Here is a 15,631-nt window from a genome sequence, read left to right as displayed (position 1 = left end):
GGCGCGGACCAGACGAAGGGACAACGATAGGAGAGGTCATCGGCTGAGGCGAAACTCTGGAAACCGTCCCAATCTATATCACCGCCTGCCCTTGCGCGGCGTCGAGACTGCCACGGGAATTCTCGTCATGCCCGGGCCCGTCCCGGCCATCCACGTCGTTCGGCGTGTGCGGTGCTACGTGGATGGCCGGGACGAGCCCGGCCATGACGGGTCGAAAGAGCTGAGCGCATCCCGACGCACTAGCGTTGCTCGCGACCTGCCGTGCCGTTGTCCGAACGCCTCTCCACGCTCCGCGAATCCCTCACTCCGCCACGCGCGGGGTCTTCTCCAGGATCAGCGTGTGGATGCCGCAGGTGCCGCTGTAGAGGCTCATCACCCGTGTGCCGGGCTTGCGCCCAACTCTGGGCTCGGAGACCTGCAGGCCGGCGGCGAGCAGCCGCGCGCGCGTGGCATCGATGTCGGCGACGCGCCAGCTCAGGCCCCACAGCTTGTCATGGGCCTTGTCGTTGCCGGCGACCGGCCGCTTCACCACCTCGACGATCAGGTCGCCGCAGCGGAAGAACATCAACTGCCCCCATTCCTGATGGCTGCGGTCGAGCGCCATGTCGAGGCCGAGCCGGGCGCCGTAGAGCGCGGCGGCGCGTTCGGGATCCTCGGTCGAGATCACGATATGGTCGAGGCCGAGCACGGCCGTATCGGCGGTCTTGGCGGACGGCGGGCGCGGCTCGGCAAGCTCGAGGAAGAACATGCGCACGCCGCGCGTCAGATCGGTCATCGCGCGGGTGCGCTTCCAATGCAGCGTCCGGCCCGAGATGCGGTCGGTGTTGTCGACCTCGGCAATCGGATCCGGCTTCAGCGCGACCCGCTCGAGCCGCCGATGCATCTTGCCGATATCGCCGGTGGCAAAGCAGATGCTGGCGAGCCCCTCTCCCCAGATCTTGATGACGTTGCGGATGCGGTCGGCGGCGGGGCTCTCCCCCGCCGGCGCCATCAGCTCCAGGCTCATGTTGTCGAGCGTGAACAGGACGCGGTCGGCGCCCTCGCCCGAATTCTGCCAGGACGGCTTGCGCGCCAGCAGCGTCTCGAACGCGGCGCTGCCGGCCTGGATGTCCTGCAGCAGGACGACGACGTGGTCGAGCCCGGTGATCACGGAAACAGCCCTCGCGAGTTCTTGGCGTTGCGCACCTTCTCTACCCCGATCGCCATCGCCGCGGTCCGGTGCGAGATGTCGTCGGCCTTGGCGCGCGCCAGCATGCGCTCGAAGGCGCGGTCGAGGATCTGGTACTCCCTGCGCATCACCTCCTCTTCCTCCCAGAACAGCTGCTGTAGATCCTGCACCCATTCGAAGTAGCTGACGATGACGCCGCCGGAATTGCAGAGGATGTCGGGAATGAGGAAGATCTCCTTGCGGCGCTGCTCCAGCACGAGATCGGCATCCGGCGTGGTCGGACCGTTGGCGGCTTCCGCGATCACCCGGCATTTCAGATGCGCCGCCACCTTGGCGTCGATCACGCGCTCGACGGCCGCCGGCACGAGGATGTCGCAGGCGAGCGTCAGGATCTGGTGTGGATCGAAGGCGAGTTCGGTCGAGAACCCGGCGATGCTGCCATGCTTTCCGGCGTGCGCCATCAAGGCCGGGATGTCGAGACCACGGGGATCGTGGAGGGCGCCGGTGTGATCGCTGACCGCAATCACCTTCATGCCCATCTGGTGGAAACCGAGCGCGGCGTAGGAGCCGACATTGCCAAAGCCTTGCACCACGGCCGTGGACTTGGTGGGGTCGATGCCGAGCTCATCCATCACCCGCCGCGACACATGGGCGACGCCGCGCCCGGTCGCCTCGCGCCGGCCGAGCGTGCCGCCGGAGAACACCGGCTTGCCGGTGACGATCTCGGTCACGGTCTGGCCCTGGTACATGGAATACGTGTCCATGAACCAGGCCATCACCTGCTCGTTGGTGCCCATGTCGGGCGCCATCACGTCGGTATGCGGGCCGACGAACGGGATCATCTCCTGCATGTAGCGGCGCGACAGCGATTCGAGCTCGCGCTTCGACAGCTTGGAGAGATCGACGTTGATGCCGCCCTTGGCGCCGCCATAGGGCAAGCCGACCAGCGCGCATTTCCAGCTCATCCAGATCGCGAGCGCGGCGACCTCGCCGATGTCGACCGTCGGGGCGAACCGCGTGCCGCCCTTGGTCGGCCCCATCGTCAGCAGATGCTGGACCCGGTAGCCTTCATAGACCGAGATCGTGCCATCATCCTTGTGGATCGGACACGAGACGGTGATCGCCCGCTTCGGCAACAGCAGCCGGTCCCGCTCGTCGGCTGGGATACCAAGATGGTCGGCGATCACGTTGAACTGATTGGTGGCCATCTCGAACACCGGACCCGCATAGACAGTCATATTCCACTCCCGAATCTGCGTTTCTGCAGGCCGGCAACCATAGCGCGACCCGCGCGCCGGCGGCAGGGGGCCACCGGTAGCAGACGGCCGATCTCAACCACCAAGGTGACGATTTGACGAAGAATTTCAGCGTTGATCCGCTTTGACCGCTTGCTAATCTGCGGCGCCGGGGCCGCGATCACCCCTTAGTGAGACAGAAATGGCAATGCAGGCCCTCTTCATCGGACAGACCTACATCGACGTGACATTCATCACCGACCACATGCCGACGGGGGACGAGAAGCACGTGGCGTCCGACTATGCCGTCTCGTTCGGCGGCAATGCCGTGACTGCGGCATTTTGCTGCGCCAAGCTCGGCATTGTGCCCGACCTGATCGCGACCGTCGCGAATGACTGGCTCGGGCGGATGTTCCAGGACATGACCGCGAAATACGGCATCTCCGTGCATCCCCGGAAGGTCAATGCCTCCTCGCTGTCCTTCATCATGCCGAAGGACGGCAAGCGCGCCATCGTGCGCTGCCGCGACGATGCGCATATCCACCCGTTCCCGCTGCTCAATCTCGGCAATTGCCGGGCGCTGCATGTCGACGGCCACCAGCCCGACGCCGCGTTGCACTATGCCAAGCTGTGCCGCGAGGCCGGCATCCTGACCTCGCTCGACGGCGGCGGCCTGCGCACCAACACGCATGAGCTGCTGGAATATATCGACGTCGCGATCGTCGCTGAGCGGCTGTGCGAGCAGATGGATCTCACGCCGGAGAAGATGCTCGACTACCTGAAGAGCCGCGGCTGCCGCATCGGCGGTGTCACCCAGGGCGAGAAGGGCCTGCTCTGGTATGACGAGGTCGGCGCCGTGCATACGCTGCCCGCCTATCCGATCCCGCGCGAGCGCGTGATCGACACCAACGGCGCCGGCGACGTCTTCCACGGCGCGTATGTGTATTCGTACCTCGCCGATCCCGCCAAGGGCTGGAAGGAGCATTTCGAGTTCGCGCGCGCGGCCTCGACGTTCAAGATCCAGAAGCTCGGCAACGAGGCCGGCCTGCCGACGCTCGCCGATATCGAGCTGGTCCGGCAGGAATTCGAGGCGCGCGTCTAGCGGCTGTTTGGGAGAAAAGCGGATGGGACGGGTCGTCGTCGCCGGCAGCATCAACATGGATGTGGTGGCGGCGGCCGAGCGCCATCCGCGCATCGGCGAGACCGTCGCGGGCCGGTCGGTGATGTACTTTCCCGGCGGCAAGGGCGCGAACCAGGCGGTCTCAGCCGCCAAGCTCGGCGCGCCGACGGCGCTGATCGGCCGCCTCGGCCGCGACGCCTTCGGCGAGCAGCTGCGGGCATTTCTCACGGCTCAGGGCATCGATCGCACTGCGGTGAAGGACAGCGCCAGCGCGTCGACCGGCACCGCGATCATCACGCTGGCCAAGGCCGACAACACGATCGTGGTGATATCAGGCGCCAACGCTGAGGTCAGCGCCGATGATGTGGCGCAGGTGTCTCTTGGCTCGGAAGACGTGGCCGTCAGCCAGTTCGAGATCCCGCAAGCGACGATTGCCGCGTTCTTCCAGCGTGCCAAAGCGGCCGGCGCCACCACGATCCTCAACCCCGCCCCCGCGAGCGCCTTCGACAGCACGCTGTTTGCGCTGGTCGATGTGCTCGTGCTGAACGAAACCGAGCTCGGTTTCCTGGCCGGCATCGAGCTCGGCGACGCGCCGACGCCGCAGCAGGTGAATGAGGCGGTTCGCGCGCTCAAGCCTCGCGACGACCAGACGGTCTGCGTCACGCTCGGCGCGCGTGGCGCGGTCGCGGTTTCTGGCGCCGAGGCCCGGCTGGTCGAAGGCCGCGCGGTGAAGGCCGTCGACACCACCGGCGCCGGCGACTGCTTCGTCGGTGCGCTGGCGGCAAGGCTGTCGCAGGGCGCTGATATCGCGGACGCGATCGGCTATGCCAACATCGCCGCGTCGATCTCGGTGCAGCGCATGGGCGCCGGCCCGTCGATGCCCACTGCCGAGGAGGTGCGCGCGCTGCTCTAGGCGAGAGCGCTCTTCAGGTCGAAGCTGGGATCAGCGGCCTTGGCTGCATCCAAGGTGCCGCCCGCAGCAAGCAACTTGCGGCCGAACATATGGTCGCCGGCGCGGTTGACCGACTCGATGCCGACCAGCCGGCCCTCTTTGTAACAGAATGCGGAGAATGCCTTTTGCGCCGGATCCCCGCGCAGCACGACCTGGTCATAGCCCGTGGTGAGCCCCGCGATCTGGAGCTTGTCGTTGGCCTGGTCGCTCCAGAACCACGGCTGCCCGTCATAGGGCTTGACGTCGCCCGTCAGCCGCGCCGCGACGCAGCGGGCATGATCGGTGGCGTTCTGCACCGACTCCAGACGCAATGTGCCGCCAAAGCGCTGGCTGGCGAACAGGGCGCAATCGCCGATCGCCGAGATGTGCGGATCGCTGGTGAGCAGATACTCGTCGACCACGATGCCGGAGGCGACCTGCAATCCAGCCTCGGCGGCGAGCTCGACATTCGGCAGCACGCCGACGCCGACCACGACGAGATCGGCGGGGATGTGCCGACCATCGCTGAGGCTGACGCCGGTGACCTTGTTGCCGTCGGCCTCGATGCTGGTGGACTGCACTCCGAGATGAATCTGCACGCCGGCATCGGCATGCTGCTTCTGGAAGTAGTCGGAGATTTCCGCCGTCACGGCCCGCGCCATCACCCGCGCGCCGAGCTCGAGCACGTCGACCTCGAGGCCCTTGATCCGGGCGGTCGCCGCGAATTCGAGACCGATGAAGCCGGCGCCGATCACCACGGCCCGCTTGGCATCGGCGAGCAAGCCTCGCAGCGCTTCGCTGTCGTCGAGAATGCGCAGATACCGCACGGCAGGGAGATTGGCATTGGGAATGTCGAGCAGCCGATTGCGCGCACCGGTCGCGAACACGAGGTGCCCATAGTCGAGCGTCCGACCGGAGGCGAGCAGCACCTTGCGCTGATCGCGCTGAACAGCGACGGCACGATCATAGACGAGATCGATGGTCTGGTCCGCGTAGAACTTCTGCGGCCGGAACATCAGGGTCTCGGGACCGCCGGTGCCCTTGAGATAGGCCTTCGACAGCGGCGGGCGCTGATACGGCAGATGCGGTTCGTCATTGATCAGGTGAATCGGATCGGCAAAGCCTGCCTGACGCAGCGAGGTCGCGAGCTGGAATCCCGCATGCCCCGCACCCACGATCACCACCGGTCCCTTCGTCACTGCGCCCTGCCCCATTCTGTCATTGTCCATGCCGACGGAACCGGGTTTTGGCAGACTTGCCCGGCATTGTCACCGGTCCCGCCGTGCGGTTTAAATGCGGCAACAAGAACCACGCCCGGGAGGTATGAATGTCGGACGCCGTAGCGGAACCTGCCCGCCTGAGCATCGAGGGTCCGATCGCGGCCATCACGCTCGACCGCCCGGCGGCGTTCAACGCCATCAACCTTGCGATTGCGAAGCGCTTGGAGCTGCTTGCGGCCCAAGTAGAGGCCGACAAGACCATCCGCGTGCTGATCCTGAAAGGCGAAGGCCGCGCCTTCTGCGCCGGCGGCGATCTGCAGACGATCGGCGCTGCCGCTGAGGCCAACGCCATCACGCCTGTCGTCAGCGAACTGCTGCATCACTACCATGCTTTCATCGCGAGCCTGCGGCGAATGCCCAAGATCGTGCTGGCGAGCGTGCACGGCTCCGCCGCCGGCGCAGGGATGTCGCTCGCCTTCGCCGCCGACCTCTGCATCGCCGCCGAGGACGCGCGCTTCACGCCGGCCTATGCCAAGCTCGGCGTGTCGCCCGACGGCGGCGGTACAGTTGGCATGGTCGCCACTGTGGGCATCAGGCGGGCGTTGCAGATCTTCCTGGCGGAGGACAGCTTCACGGCCGCGCAGGCCCATGAATGGGGCTTGGTCGCGAAAGTCGTCCCCGCCACCGACCTCGCTGCAGCTACCGAAGCGCTGGCTGCGCGGCTGGCGCAGAATGTGCCGGCGGGGATCGCGGCGACCAAGGCGCTGATCCATCGCGCGCCGACCAGCTCGGTCGAAGACCAGCTCGCGGCCGAACGCGATGCGATCATCAACTGCATGCACACGGATGAATTCCGCACCGCCGTGAAGCGGTTCACCAGCAAGGGAAAGTAGGACTGCGCTCAACTCTTCCCTTTCCGGCGCATGAAATCGAAATCGCAGCCGTCGTCGGCCTGCAGGATCGTTGCATGGAAGAGATGCGCATAGCCGCGCTCGGCCCATTCGGGCGTTGCGGCTTGCTTCAGCGCAGCGCGACGCCGGCCCAACTCGGCGTCGTCGACCAGCAGGTCGATGCTGCGCTTTTCGACATCGAGCCGGATCATGTCGCCGCTCCGCACCAGCGCCAGCGGACCGCCGACGGCGGACTCCGGCGTGATGTGAAGGACGATGGTGCCGAACGCGGTGCCGCTCATGCGCGCATCGGAGATGCGCACCATGTCCTTGGTGCCGCCGCGCGCGAGCTTCTTCGGGATCGGCAGGTACCCCGCCTCCGGCATGCCTGGCGCGCCCTTGGGTCCGGCATTGCGCAACACCAGGACGTCGTCGGCCGAAACATCGAGAGCGGGATCATCGATCCGCAGGGTCATGTCCTCCACCGACTCGAACACGACGGCGCGCCCGGTATGTTGCAGCAGCTTCGGGCTCGCCGCCGAATGCTTGATGACTGCGCCGCGCGGCGCCAGATTGCCGCGCAGCACGGCAAGGCCGCCTTCCGGCTTGATCGCGTCATCGCGCGCGCGGATCACGTCCTGCCCGGGAACATCCTCCGCCGCAGCGACGATGTCGCGCAGCGACTGGCCGGTGATCGAGCGGCAATCGAGGTCGATGAGATCGCCGAGCTGCTTCATCAGCTTCGGCACGCCACCGGCGTGGTGGAAATGCTCCATGTAGTGATCGCCGGACGGCTTGAGGTCGACCAGCACCGGCACCTCGCGCCCGATGCAGTCGAACGCATCGAGGTCGATCCTGTGCGGCGTCCGGCCGGCGATGGCGGTGAGATGCACGAGCCCGTTGGTCGAGCCGCCGATCGCCTGCAGCACCACCTGGGCGTTCCGGAACGCCGCAGGGGTCAGCAGTTCGCTCGGCTTCGGTCCCTTCACCTTGGCCATCTCAGCCGCGACCCGGCCGCTGGCCTCGGCCGAGCGGAAGCGCTCGGCGTGCGGCGCGGGGATGGTCGCGCTCATCGGCAGGGACAGGCCGAGCGCCTCGGTGATGCAGGCCATGGTCGAGGCCGTGCCCATCACCATGCAGGTGCCGACCGAAGGCGCGAGCCGGCCGTTGACCGCATCGATCTCGCTGCCGTCCATCTCACCGGCGCGATACTTCGCCCAGAGACGTCGGCAATCGGTGCAGGCGCCGAGCACCTCGCCCTTGTGATGCCCGACCACCATCGGTCCGACCGGAATGACCACGGTCGGCAGATCGGCGGACACCGCGGCCATGATCTGCGCCGGCAAGGTCTTGTCGCAACCGCCGATGACGACAACGGCGTCCATCGGCTGCGCGCGGATCATCTCCTCGGTTTCCATCGCCATCAGGTTGCGCAGATACATCGAGGTCGGATGCGCAAAGCTCTCGGCGATCGAGATGGTGGGAAACACGAACGGCATCGCGCCCGACAGCATGACGCCGCGCTTCACCGCTTCCAAAATCTGCGGCACGTTGCCATGGCAGGGATTGTAGTCGCTGTAGGTGTTGGTGATGCCGACGATCGGACGATCGAGCGCGTCATCGGAATAGCCGGCCGCCTTGATGAAGGCCTTGCGCAGGAACAGCGAGAATCCAGCATCGCCGTAAGCGGTCAGTCCCTTGCGCAGGCCGTCGGTCATGGTCTTCTTTTCTTTCGTTGCTCTGTCTCGTTATTCCGGGGCGCGCGAAGCGCGAACCCGGAATCCAGAAGTGGTTTAAACTCTCATGTCGAGATTCGGGGTTCGCGTCCTGCGGACGCGCCCCGGAATGACGACCTTGGATCACCCCCAATCGATGATCCGGCTGGTGTCGCCATCGAACTCCGTGGTGCAGAACGCGCCGCCCTGGAAATAGTCCCCAATCGGATCGGCCGGCAGCTTGGCCTGCTCGGCCATGGCGTGCTCGCGGAAATCCTCGGCGCGGCCGGTCGGGCGGTAGCCGAGATCATAGGCGCGCTGGTTGTCCCACCAGGCGCGTTCATTGAGCGAGGCGCCGTACAGCACCTCGAAGTGGATGTCCGGATGCTCCAGGCCGATGCGGCAGAGCTGCACGAGATCCTCCGGCTTCAGCCAGATCGACAGACGGCGCTTGTCGAGCGGCTTGTCGCCGAAATTGCCGATGCGGAGGCACGTGACCTTCAGCCCGTGCTTGTCGGCATACAGAGACCCGAGCGCCTCGCCGAACACCTTGCTGACGCCGTAGCGGCCGTCGGGGCGCGGCTGCACGTCGTTGTCGATCTTGCGATGGCGCGGATAGAAGCCGACCGCGTGGTTCGACGACGCGAACACCACGCGCTTCACACCCTTGCGGCGGGCGGCCTCGAACAGATTGTAGCCGCCGATGATGTTGGCCTGCAGGATGTCGCTCCACGGTCCTTCGACCGAGTAGCCGCCGAAATGGATGATGCCGTCGACGCCCTCGCACAGCGCCTCGACCTGGGACAGGTCGGCAAGATCGGCCGCCTTGAACGTCTCCTGGCTGGACAGATCCGCCGGCGGTCTGAGGTCGCTGAGCAGAAGGTCCGGATAGATCGGCGGCAGCAGCTTCCGCAAGGAAGTGCCGATTCCACCGCTCGCTCCGGTCATCAAGATACGTGGCATTTCATCCCTCTTGTTCGGCCCGCAGGTTTGCGGTCATTGCTCGGCGATGATAGCAGAGATCGTAACGGCGCAATAACAGGACCGGCCAAATGTCCGACGGAAACGCTCACGCGCAGGGCTTTCGCCCTGCCACCTTCTATCCCGATCCGGCGATCCAGGCGCTGGATCCGCGCTTCGAGAAATACTGGCTCAAGCTCTCCGCGGTCGAGCGGCTCGCCACCGGGCTGCGCTGGGCAGAGGGGCCGGTGTGGTTTGGCGACGGGCGCTATCTCCTCTGCAGCGATATTCCCAACCAGCGCATCCTCAAATGGGAGGAGGAGACCGGCGCGGTCTCGATCTTCCGCAAGCCCTCCAATTTCGCCAACGGCAACACCCGTGACCGACAGGGACGGCTCGTCACCTGCGAGCATGGCGGCCGCCGCGTCACGCGCACCGAATACGACGGCTCGATCACCGTGCTGATGGATTCCTTCAACGGCAAGCGGCTGAACTCGCCGAACGACGTCGTGGTGAAGTCCGACGGCTCGATCTGGTTCACCGATCCGACCTTCGGCCTGCTCGGCAATTACGAGGGCTACAAGGCCGAGCCGGAGATCGACACCCACGTGTACCGGATCGACGCTGGCACCGGCCAAGCGACCATCGTCGCCGAAGGCGTGCTGGGGCCGAACGGGCTGTGCTTCTCGCCCGACGAATCCATCCTCTACATCGTCGAATCCCGCGGCGTGCCGACGCGCAAGATCCTCGCCTATGACGTCTCCGCCGATGGCAGCAAGCTCGCCAACAAGCGCGTCCACATCGATGCCGGCCCAGGCACGCCGGACGGCATGCGCTGCGACGTCGACGGCAATCTCTGGTGCGGCTGGGGCATGGGCTCGCCCGAGCTCGATGGCGTCATGGTGTTCGCGCCGGATGGCGCGCCGATCGGCCGCATCGCTTTGCCCGAGCGCTGCGCCAACGTCTGCTTCGGCGGCCTTAAGCGCAACCGCCTGTTCATGGCTGCCAGCCAGTCGATCTACGCACTCTACGTGAACACGCAGGGCGCGCTGGGGGGCTGACATCCGGTCCCGTAGGGTGGGCAAAGGCGCGGAGCGCCGTGCCCACCTGCTTCGTTGTCGGCGCGAACGGTGGGCACGCTGCGCTTTGCCCACCCTACGCATCCTCACCGATCAGGCCGCGTTGTAGCCCGCGACCGCCTTGACCTCGAGATACTCCTCGAGACCGAACTTGCCCCATTCGCGGCCGTTGCCGGACTGCTTGTAGCCGCCGAACGGCGCGGTGCGGTCGTTCGGCACGCCCTGCAAATTGACGTTGCCGGCGCGGATCTTGCGGCCGACCTCGCGGGCCTTCTCGATCGTCGGAGCCGAGACGTAGCCGGCCAGACCATAGGGCGTGTCGTTGGCGATCTTGACGGCCTCGGACTCGTCCTGCGCACCGATGATGACGAGCACCGGCCCGAAAATCTCCTCGCGCGAGATCGTCATGTCAGGCTTGACGTCGGCGAAGATGGTCGGACGGACGTAGAAGCCCTTGTTGACGCCCTCGGGCAGGCCCGGACCGCCAGCCACGAGCGTCGCGCCCTCCTCGATACCCTTGTTGATGAGGGCCTGGATCTTGTCCCACTGGCCGCGATTGACGACCGGGCCGATCGTGGTGCCCTCGCCGCGGGGATCGCCGGCCTTGGTCTTGTCGGCGACGCCCTTGGCGATCGCGGCCACTTCCTTCATTCGCGCGGCCGGCACGATCATGCGCGACGGCGCGTTGCAGGACTGGCCCGAGTTGTTGAACATGTGCATGACGCCGCCGGTCACCGCCTTGGTGAGGTCCGCCCCCTCCAGGATCACGTTCGGCGACTTGCCGCCGAGCTCCTGGCTGACGCGCTTCACCGTCGGCGCTGCGCGCTTGGCGACGTCGATGCCGGCGCGGGTCGAGCCGGTGAACGAGATCATGTCGATGTCCGGATGTTCGCTCATGGCGGCGCCGACCTCCGGCCCGAGGCCGTTGATGAGGTTGAACACGCCCTTCGGCACGCCGGCTTCATGCAGGATCTCGGCGAAGATCAGCGCCGAGGTCGGAGTGAATTCCGACGGCTTCAGGATCATGGTGCAGCCCGCGGCCAGCGCCGGCGCGACCTTGCAGGCGATCTGATTGAGCGGCCAGTTCCAGGGCGTGATCATGCCCACCACGCCCACCGGCTCGCGCACGACCACGGACGCCGGAAGCGTCTCCTCGAACTCGTATTTCTTAAGCACGTCGAGCGTCGACATCAGATGGCCGAGGCCGGCGCCGGCCTGCAGCTTCTCCGCCATCGGCAGCGGCGCGCCCATCTCGTCGGAGACGGCGGCGCCGATCTCCTTCATGCGGCCCTTGTAGATCGCGATGATCTTTTCGAGCAGCGCGACGCGCTCCTCGCGCGAGGTCTGCGAAAAGGTATCGAAGGCGCGCTTGGCGGCGGCGACGGCCTTGTCGACATCGGCCTTGGAGCCCAGCGCAACCTCATACATCGCCTCCTCGGTCGCCGGATTGATGACCGGGGTGGACTTCTTGACGACCGGATCGACCCAGGCGCCGTCGATGTAGAATTGCAGGCGATTGACCATCGGAAAACCTCTTCACGTGGAAGCATATGGAGGGGCGGCAGCGCGCGGGCCGGCATCCTGGCACGCGCGATCCGCGGGATGAACCCGCCACATGCGGGGACCGGGGTTGCGTCCCGCGGATATAGGAGCAAGCCCGCGACCGGCGCAAGCCGACGCGCCTGCGTTTCGTCGCCGCTCCATTTTGCATCGCAACAAGCGTGGCTCCCTCTTTCGCCGCTAACCGGCCATCATTCCGGATGGCAGAATTCCCGTCGCCGAAGATTCATTTCCAAGATGTGAACTGCTTCACATCGCCGTTGGATCGCCGTGGCTAATCTCCCCGTCATAGACATCCCGGCATCTCGAAAGGACGCCGGACACGATTTCAGAACCGATATTTTCGCCTGTTCTTATTGCTTGGCCTTTTAGCACGTAGACATTTGATCCAAGTTGCGACGCCGTCTCCTTCACCCCAGGTGAGCGAGGCGGCGTCCTTGTTTCCGCCCCCTCTCACACCGCCATCTTGCGATGCCTCACCGGGGCGCCGGTGAGGCTCTCGGAGGCGTCGATGATCGCGTTCGCGTCCATGCCGTTGTGGCGATAAAGGTCGTCGATCGTGCCGGTCTGGCCGAATTTCTCCACACCCAGCGCCTCGACGCGATGGCCGCGCACCGAGCCGAGCCAGCCGAGCGTCGCCGGATGGCCGTCGATCACGGTGACGATGCCGCAATCGCGCGGCAGCGGCGCCAGCAACTGCTCGATGTGGCTGAGATGCTGCCCGCCGCGGCGATGCCGGCGCAGGCTGCGCGCCGCCGTCCATCCGGCATGCAGCCGGTCGGCCGACGTGATCGCGAGCAGGCCGACGTCGCGGCGGGACTCGCCGATCAGGCCCGTGGCCTCGATCGCCTCCGGCGCGACCGCGCCGGTATAGGCGACGATCACCTCCGCATTCGGGCCCGGCTTGCGCAGCCAATAGGCGCCCGCGGCGATGTCGGACTCCAGCTCGGGCGTCATGATCCGCTGCGGCTGATCGATGGTGCGCGTCGACAGCCGCAGATAGAGCGAGCCGCCCTCGCCTGCCGCGGCTTGCATGTGGGTAAAGCCCCACTTCATGATCGCGGCGAGCTCGTCGACGAAGGCCGGCTCGAACGAGGACAGCCCATCCTGCGCCATGCCGATCAAGGGCGTCGCGATCGACTGATGCGCGCCGCCTTCCGGCGCCAGGGTGACGCCCGACGGCGTCGCGACGACCATGAAACGCGCATCCTGATAGCAGGCGTAGTTCAGCGCATCGAGGCCGCGCTCGATGAAGGGATCGTACAAGGTGACCACCGGCAGCAGCCGCGCGCCGTTGATGGCGTGCGACAGGCCGAGCGCGGAGGCCATGATGAACAGGTTCATCTCGGCGATGCCGAGCTCAATATGCTGGCCCTTCGGCGAGGCCGCCCAATTGAAGGTCGAGGGGATCTTCTCACTGCGGAACAAATCGGCCTTCTCGGCACGCGCGAACAGGCCACGGCGGTTGACCCAGGCACCGAGATTGGTCGAGACGGTGACATCGGGCGACGACGTCACGATGCGCGAGGCCATTGCGGTGTCGCCGCGGGCGAGATCGTTGAGGATCAGGCCAAAGCCCTGCTGCGTCGACATCTGGGCCGCGGCGGTGAAGGTCAGCCTGGGCACGTCGAACACGGCGTCATCGAGCCGGCGGCCATCGCGGTTGAACGGCACCGAGGCGAGGAACGACTCCAGCGTCGAAGCATCCTGCGTCAGTCCCTCGAACTTGTCCCATTCATGGCCCGGACGGATGTTCTGCTGCGCGCGCCATTTCTCCATCTGCGCCACCGTCATCAGCCCGGCATGGTTGTCCTTGTGGCCCTGGAACGGCAGGCCGACACCCTTGATGGTGTAGGCGATGAAACACACCGGGCGGTCGTGATCGATGGACTCGAACGCCTCCAGCATGCTCGCCATGTCATGGCCGCCGAGATTGGACATCAGCGCCAGCAGCTCGTCGTCATTGCGCTTGTCGAGCAGCCGCGTGACATCGCCCTGGTCGCCGATCTCGTCCTGGATGTGCTTGCGGAAGGCAGCCCCACCCTGGAAGCACAGCGCCGCGTAGAGCGCGTTCGGGCAATTGTCGATCCAGCGCCTGAGCGCCTCGCCGCCGGGCTCGGCAAAGGCCTCGCGCATCAGCCGGCCGTATTTCACGATCACCACGTCCCAGCCGAAATTGCGGAACATGGTCTCGAACTTCTCCCACAGGCCTTCGCGCACCACGGCATCGAGGCTCTGGCGGTTGTAGTCGACGATCCACCAGGTGTTGCGCAGGCCGTGCTTCCAGCCCTCGGCCAGCGCCTCGAAGATGTTGCCCTCGTCCATCTCGGCATCGCCGACCAGCGCAATCATGCGGCCCTCGCGGCGATCCTTTGTCCAGCCATGCGCGTGCACGTAGTCCTGCACCAGCGAGGAGAACAGCGTCTGCGCGACGCCGAGGCCGACCGATCCGGTGGAGAAGTCGACATCGTCGACGTCCTTGGTGCGCGACGGGTAGGATTGCGCGCCCTTGAAGCCGCGGAAATTCTCCAGCTTCTCGCGCGTCTGCCGGCCGAACAGATACTGGATGGCGTGAAACACCGGGCTCGCATGCGGCTTCACCGCAACGCGGTCCTCCGGGCGCAGCACCGAGAAATACAGCGCCGACAGGATGGTCGCGAGCGAGGCGGACGAGGCCTGGTGGCCGCCGACCTTGAGGCCGTCGGTGTTGGGCCGGATATGGTTGGCGTGGTGGATGGTCCAGGACGACAGCCACAGCGCCTTGCGGGTCAGCGCGTTCAGGATGTCGAGACGATCTGACGATGCGGATGGCGTGGCCATGGCGCTGCTCCCCGGGTATTGCTGGATTCGTGGACTTTAATCCTCTTGCCACGGCCAGAATTCTCAATTTTTCGCGCACAGAGCGGCTCTATTGGGATATTTTATCAACCTGAACTCATTTTCAGCGACTTGATTCCAATGCCAGAACTCGACGCCATTGACCGCAAGATTCTCGGCCACCTCCAGGCCGACGGCCGCATCACCATGCAGGAGCTGGCCGACAAGGTGGGCCTCTCGGTCTCGCCCTGCCATCGCCGCGTGAAATTGCTGGAGGAGCGCGGCGTCATCACCCGCTACATCGCGAGCGTCGACCAGAAGGCGCTCGGGCTGCACGTCTCGGTGTTCATCTCCATCAAGCTGGCGCGTCAGAAGGAGGAGGACCTGAAGCGGTTCGAAAAGGCGATCTCGGCCTGGCCCGAGGTGCTGGAGTGCTATCTGATGACAGGCAATCGGGACTACATGCTGCGGGTGGTAGCGGCCGACCTGTCGTCGTATGAGGCGTTCCTGAAGACCAAGCTGACGAGGCTCGACGGCATCGCCTCGATCGAGAGCAGCTTTGCCCTGAGTCAGGTCAAGTACTCGATTGCACTGCCGGTGTGAGCCAAGCAATCGCCACGACCTCCGCTGTCGTCCCGGCGAACGCCGGCACCCATACTCCGCGGCGGCCGTGGTGAAACAAGCCTGGTCCAACATCTCGCGCAACAACATCTTCCTGGGGTTATGGGTCCCGGCGTTCGCCGGGACGACACCGTGTTTGTTGAAACGAGACGCCCACAAAGATTTCCGTCATTGCGAGGAGCGCAGCGACGAAGCAATCCAGAGCGCATCCGCGGCAAGATCCTGGATTGCTTCGCTGCTGTTCAGCCCGGGGACATGGCTGACAGGTGTTCGGAGACATGGTTGACACCTCAAAATTGGCTCGATTCGTCAAGC

General features: G+C 65.7%; 12 protein-coding genes. 5 read left to right on the top strand and 7 right to left on the bottom strand.

The window, feature by feature from the left end; genetic code table 11:
• Nucleotides 1-301: 301 nt before the first annotated feature.
• Together ACQR1D_RS31455 and ACQR1D_RS31450 are read right to left on the bottom strand one after the other, a co-directional pair.
• Nucleotides 302-1,150 (bottom strand): VOC family protein, encoded by an 849-nt coding sequence (locus tag ACQR1D_RS31455; RefSeq protein ID WP_434882241.1) that lies wholly within the window; start codon nucleotides 1,148-1,150, stop codon nucleotides 302-304.
• Nucleotides 1,147-2,406, bottom strand: a complete 1,260-nt coding sequence (locus ACQR1D_RS31450) for a Glu/Leu/Phe/Val family dehydrogenase (protein ID WP_434894278.1) — start codon at nucleotides 2,404-2,406, stop codon at nucleotides 1,147-1,149. The genes ACQR1D_RS31455 and ACQR1D_RS31450 overlap by 4 nt, the downstream gene beginning before the upstream one ends.
• 205 nt (nucleotides 2,407-2,611) lie before the next feature.
• Between ACQR1D_RS31450 and ACQR1D_RS31445 the strand changes: the two genes are divergently transcribed.
• Both ACQR1D_RS31445 and rbsK read left to right on the top strand, forming a co-directional pair.
• The gene (locus tag ACQR1D_RS31445) at nucleotides 2,612-3,505 is read left to right on the top strand and encodes a sugar kinase (RefSeq protein ID WP_315805870.1); all 894 of its coding nucleotides are present in this window, start codon (nucleotides 2,612-2,614) and stop codon (nucleotides 3,503-3,505) included.
• A 22-nt stretch (nucleotides 3,506-3,527) separates the two neighbouring features.
• Nucleotides 3,528-4,436, top strand: a complete 909-nt coding sequence (gene rbsK, locus ACQR1D_RS31440; RefSeq protein WP_434840499.1) for a ribokinase — start codon at nucleotides 3,528-3,530, stop codon at nucleotides 4,434-4,436.
• On the opposite strand, the gene ACQR1D_RS31435 is transcribed toward rbsK, so the two are convergent.
• Complete coding sequence (locus ACQR1D_RS31435) at nucleotides 4,433-5,668, bottom strand: NAD(P)/FAD-dependent oxidoreductase (RefSeq protein WP_434840504.1); 1,236 nt, start codon at nucleotides 5,666-5,668, stop codon at nucleotides 4,433-4,435. The two genes, rbsK and ACQR1D_RS31435, sit on opposite strands and share 4 nt — an antisense overlap.
• 113 nt (nucleotides 5,669-5,781) lie before the next feature.
• Here ACQR1D_RS31435 and ACQR1D_RS31430 point away from each other — a divergent pair, with 113 nt between their 5' ends.
• Complete coding sequence (locus tag ACQR1D_RS31430; protein ID WP_434840500.1) at nucleotides 5,782-6,567, top strand: enoyl-CoA hydratase/isomerase family protein; 786 nt, start codon at nucleotides 5,782-5,784, stop codon at nucleotides 6,565-6,567.
• A gap of 8 nt (nucleotides 6,568-6,575) precedes the next feature.
• On the opposite strand, the gene ACQR1D_RS31425 is transcribed toward ACQR1D_RS31430, so the two are convergent.
• A complete protein-coding gene (locus ACQR1D_RS31425) occupies nucleotides 6,576-8,282 on the bottom strand; it encodes an IlvD/Edd family dehydratase (RefSeq protein ID WP_434840501.1) in 1,707 nt (568 codons plus the stop codon).
• 141 nt (nucleotides 8,283-8,423) lie between these two features.
• Nucleotides 8,424-9,242, bottom strand: a complete 819-nt coding sequence (locus tag ACQR1D_RS31420; protein ID WP_315805865.1) for an NAD-dependent epimerase/dehydratase family protein — start codon at nucleotides 9,240-9,242, stop codon at nucleotides 8,424-8,426.
• Nucleotides 9,243-9,331: 89 nt separating this feature from the next.
• On the opposite strand from ACQR1D_RS31420, the gene ACQR1D_RS31415 reads away from it, so the two are divergent.
• Nucleotides 9,332-10,300, top strand: a complete 969-nt coding sequence (locus tag ACQR1D_RS31415) for an SMP-30/gluconolactonase/LRE family protein (protein ID WP_316239640.1) — start codon at nucleotides 9,332-9,334, stop codon at nucleotides 10,298-10,300.
• Between the two features lie 111 nt (nucleotides 10,301-10,411).
• Here the strand turns inward: ACQR1D_RS31415 and ACQR1D_RS31410 are convergent, their stop codons facing one another.
• Entirely contained in the window at nucleotides 10,412-11,842 is a 1,431-nt protein-coding gene (locus tag ACQR1D_RS31410) for an aldehyde dehydrogenase family protein (protein ID WP_315805867.1), read from the bottom strand.
• A gap of 489 nt (nucleotides 11,843-12,331) precedes the next feature.
• Complete coding sequence (locus tag ACQR1D_RS31405) at nucleotides 12,332-14,698, bottom strand: transketolase (RefSeq protein WP_315805868.1); 2,367 nt, start codon at nucleotides 14,696-14,698, stop codon at nucleotides 12,332-12,334.
• 138 nt (nucleotides 14,699-14,836) lie between these two features.
• On the opposite strand from ACQR1D_RS31405, the gene ACQR1D_RS31400 reads away from it, so the two are divergent.
• On the top strand, nucleotides 14,837-15,298 hold the full coding sequence (locus ACQR1D_RS31400; RefSeq protein WP_316218907.1) for an Lrp/AsnC family transcriptional regulator: 462 nt from the start codon (nucleotides 14,837-14,839) through the stop codon (nucleotides 15,296-15,298).
• Nucleotides 15,299-15,631 lie beyond the last annotated feature (333 nt).

This window comes from Bradyrhizobium sp. HKCCYLRH2047, from assembly GCF_051168175.1.
Lineage (GTDB): Bacteria > Pseudomonadota > Alphaproteobacteria > Rhizobiales > Xanthobacteraceae > Bradyrhizobium.
Note: the sequence above shows the minus strand (reverse complement) of the source record. Positions and strands in the feature narration are given on the sequence as shown.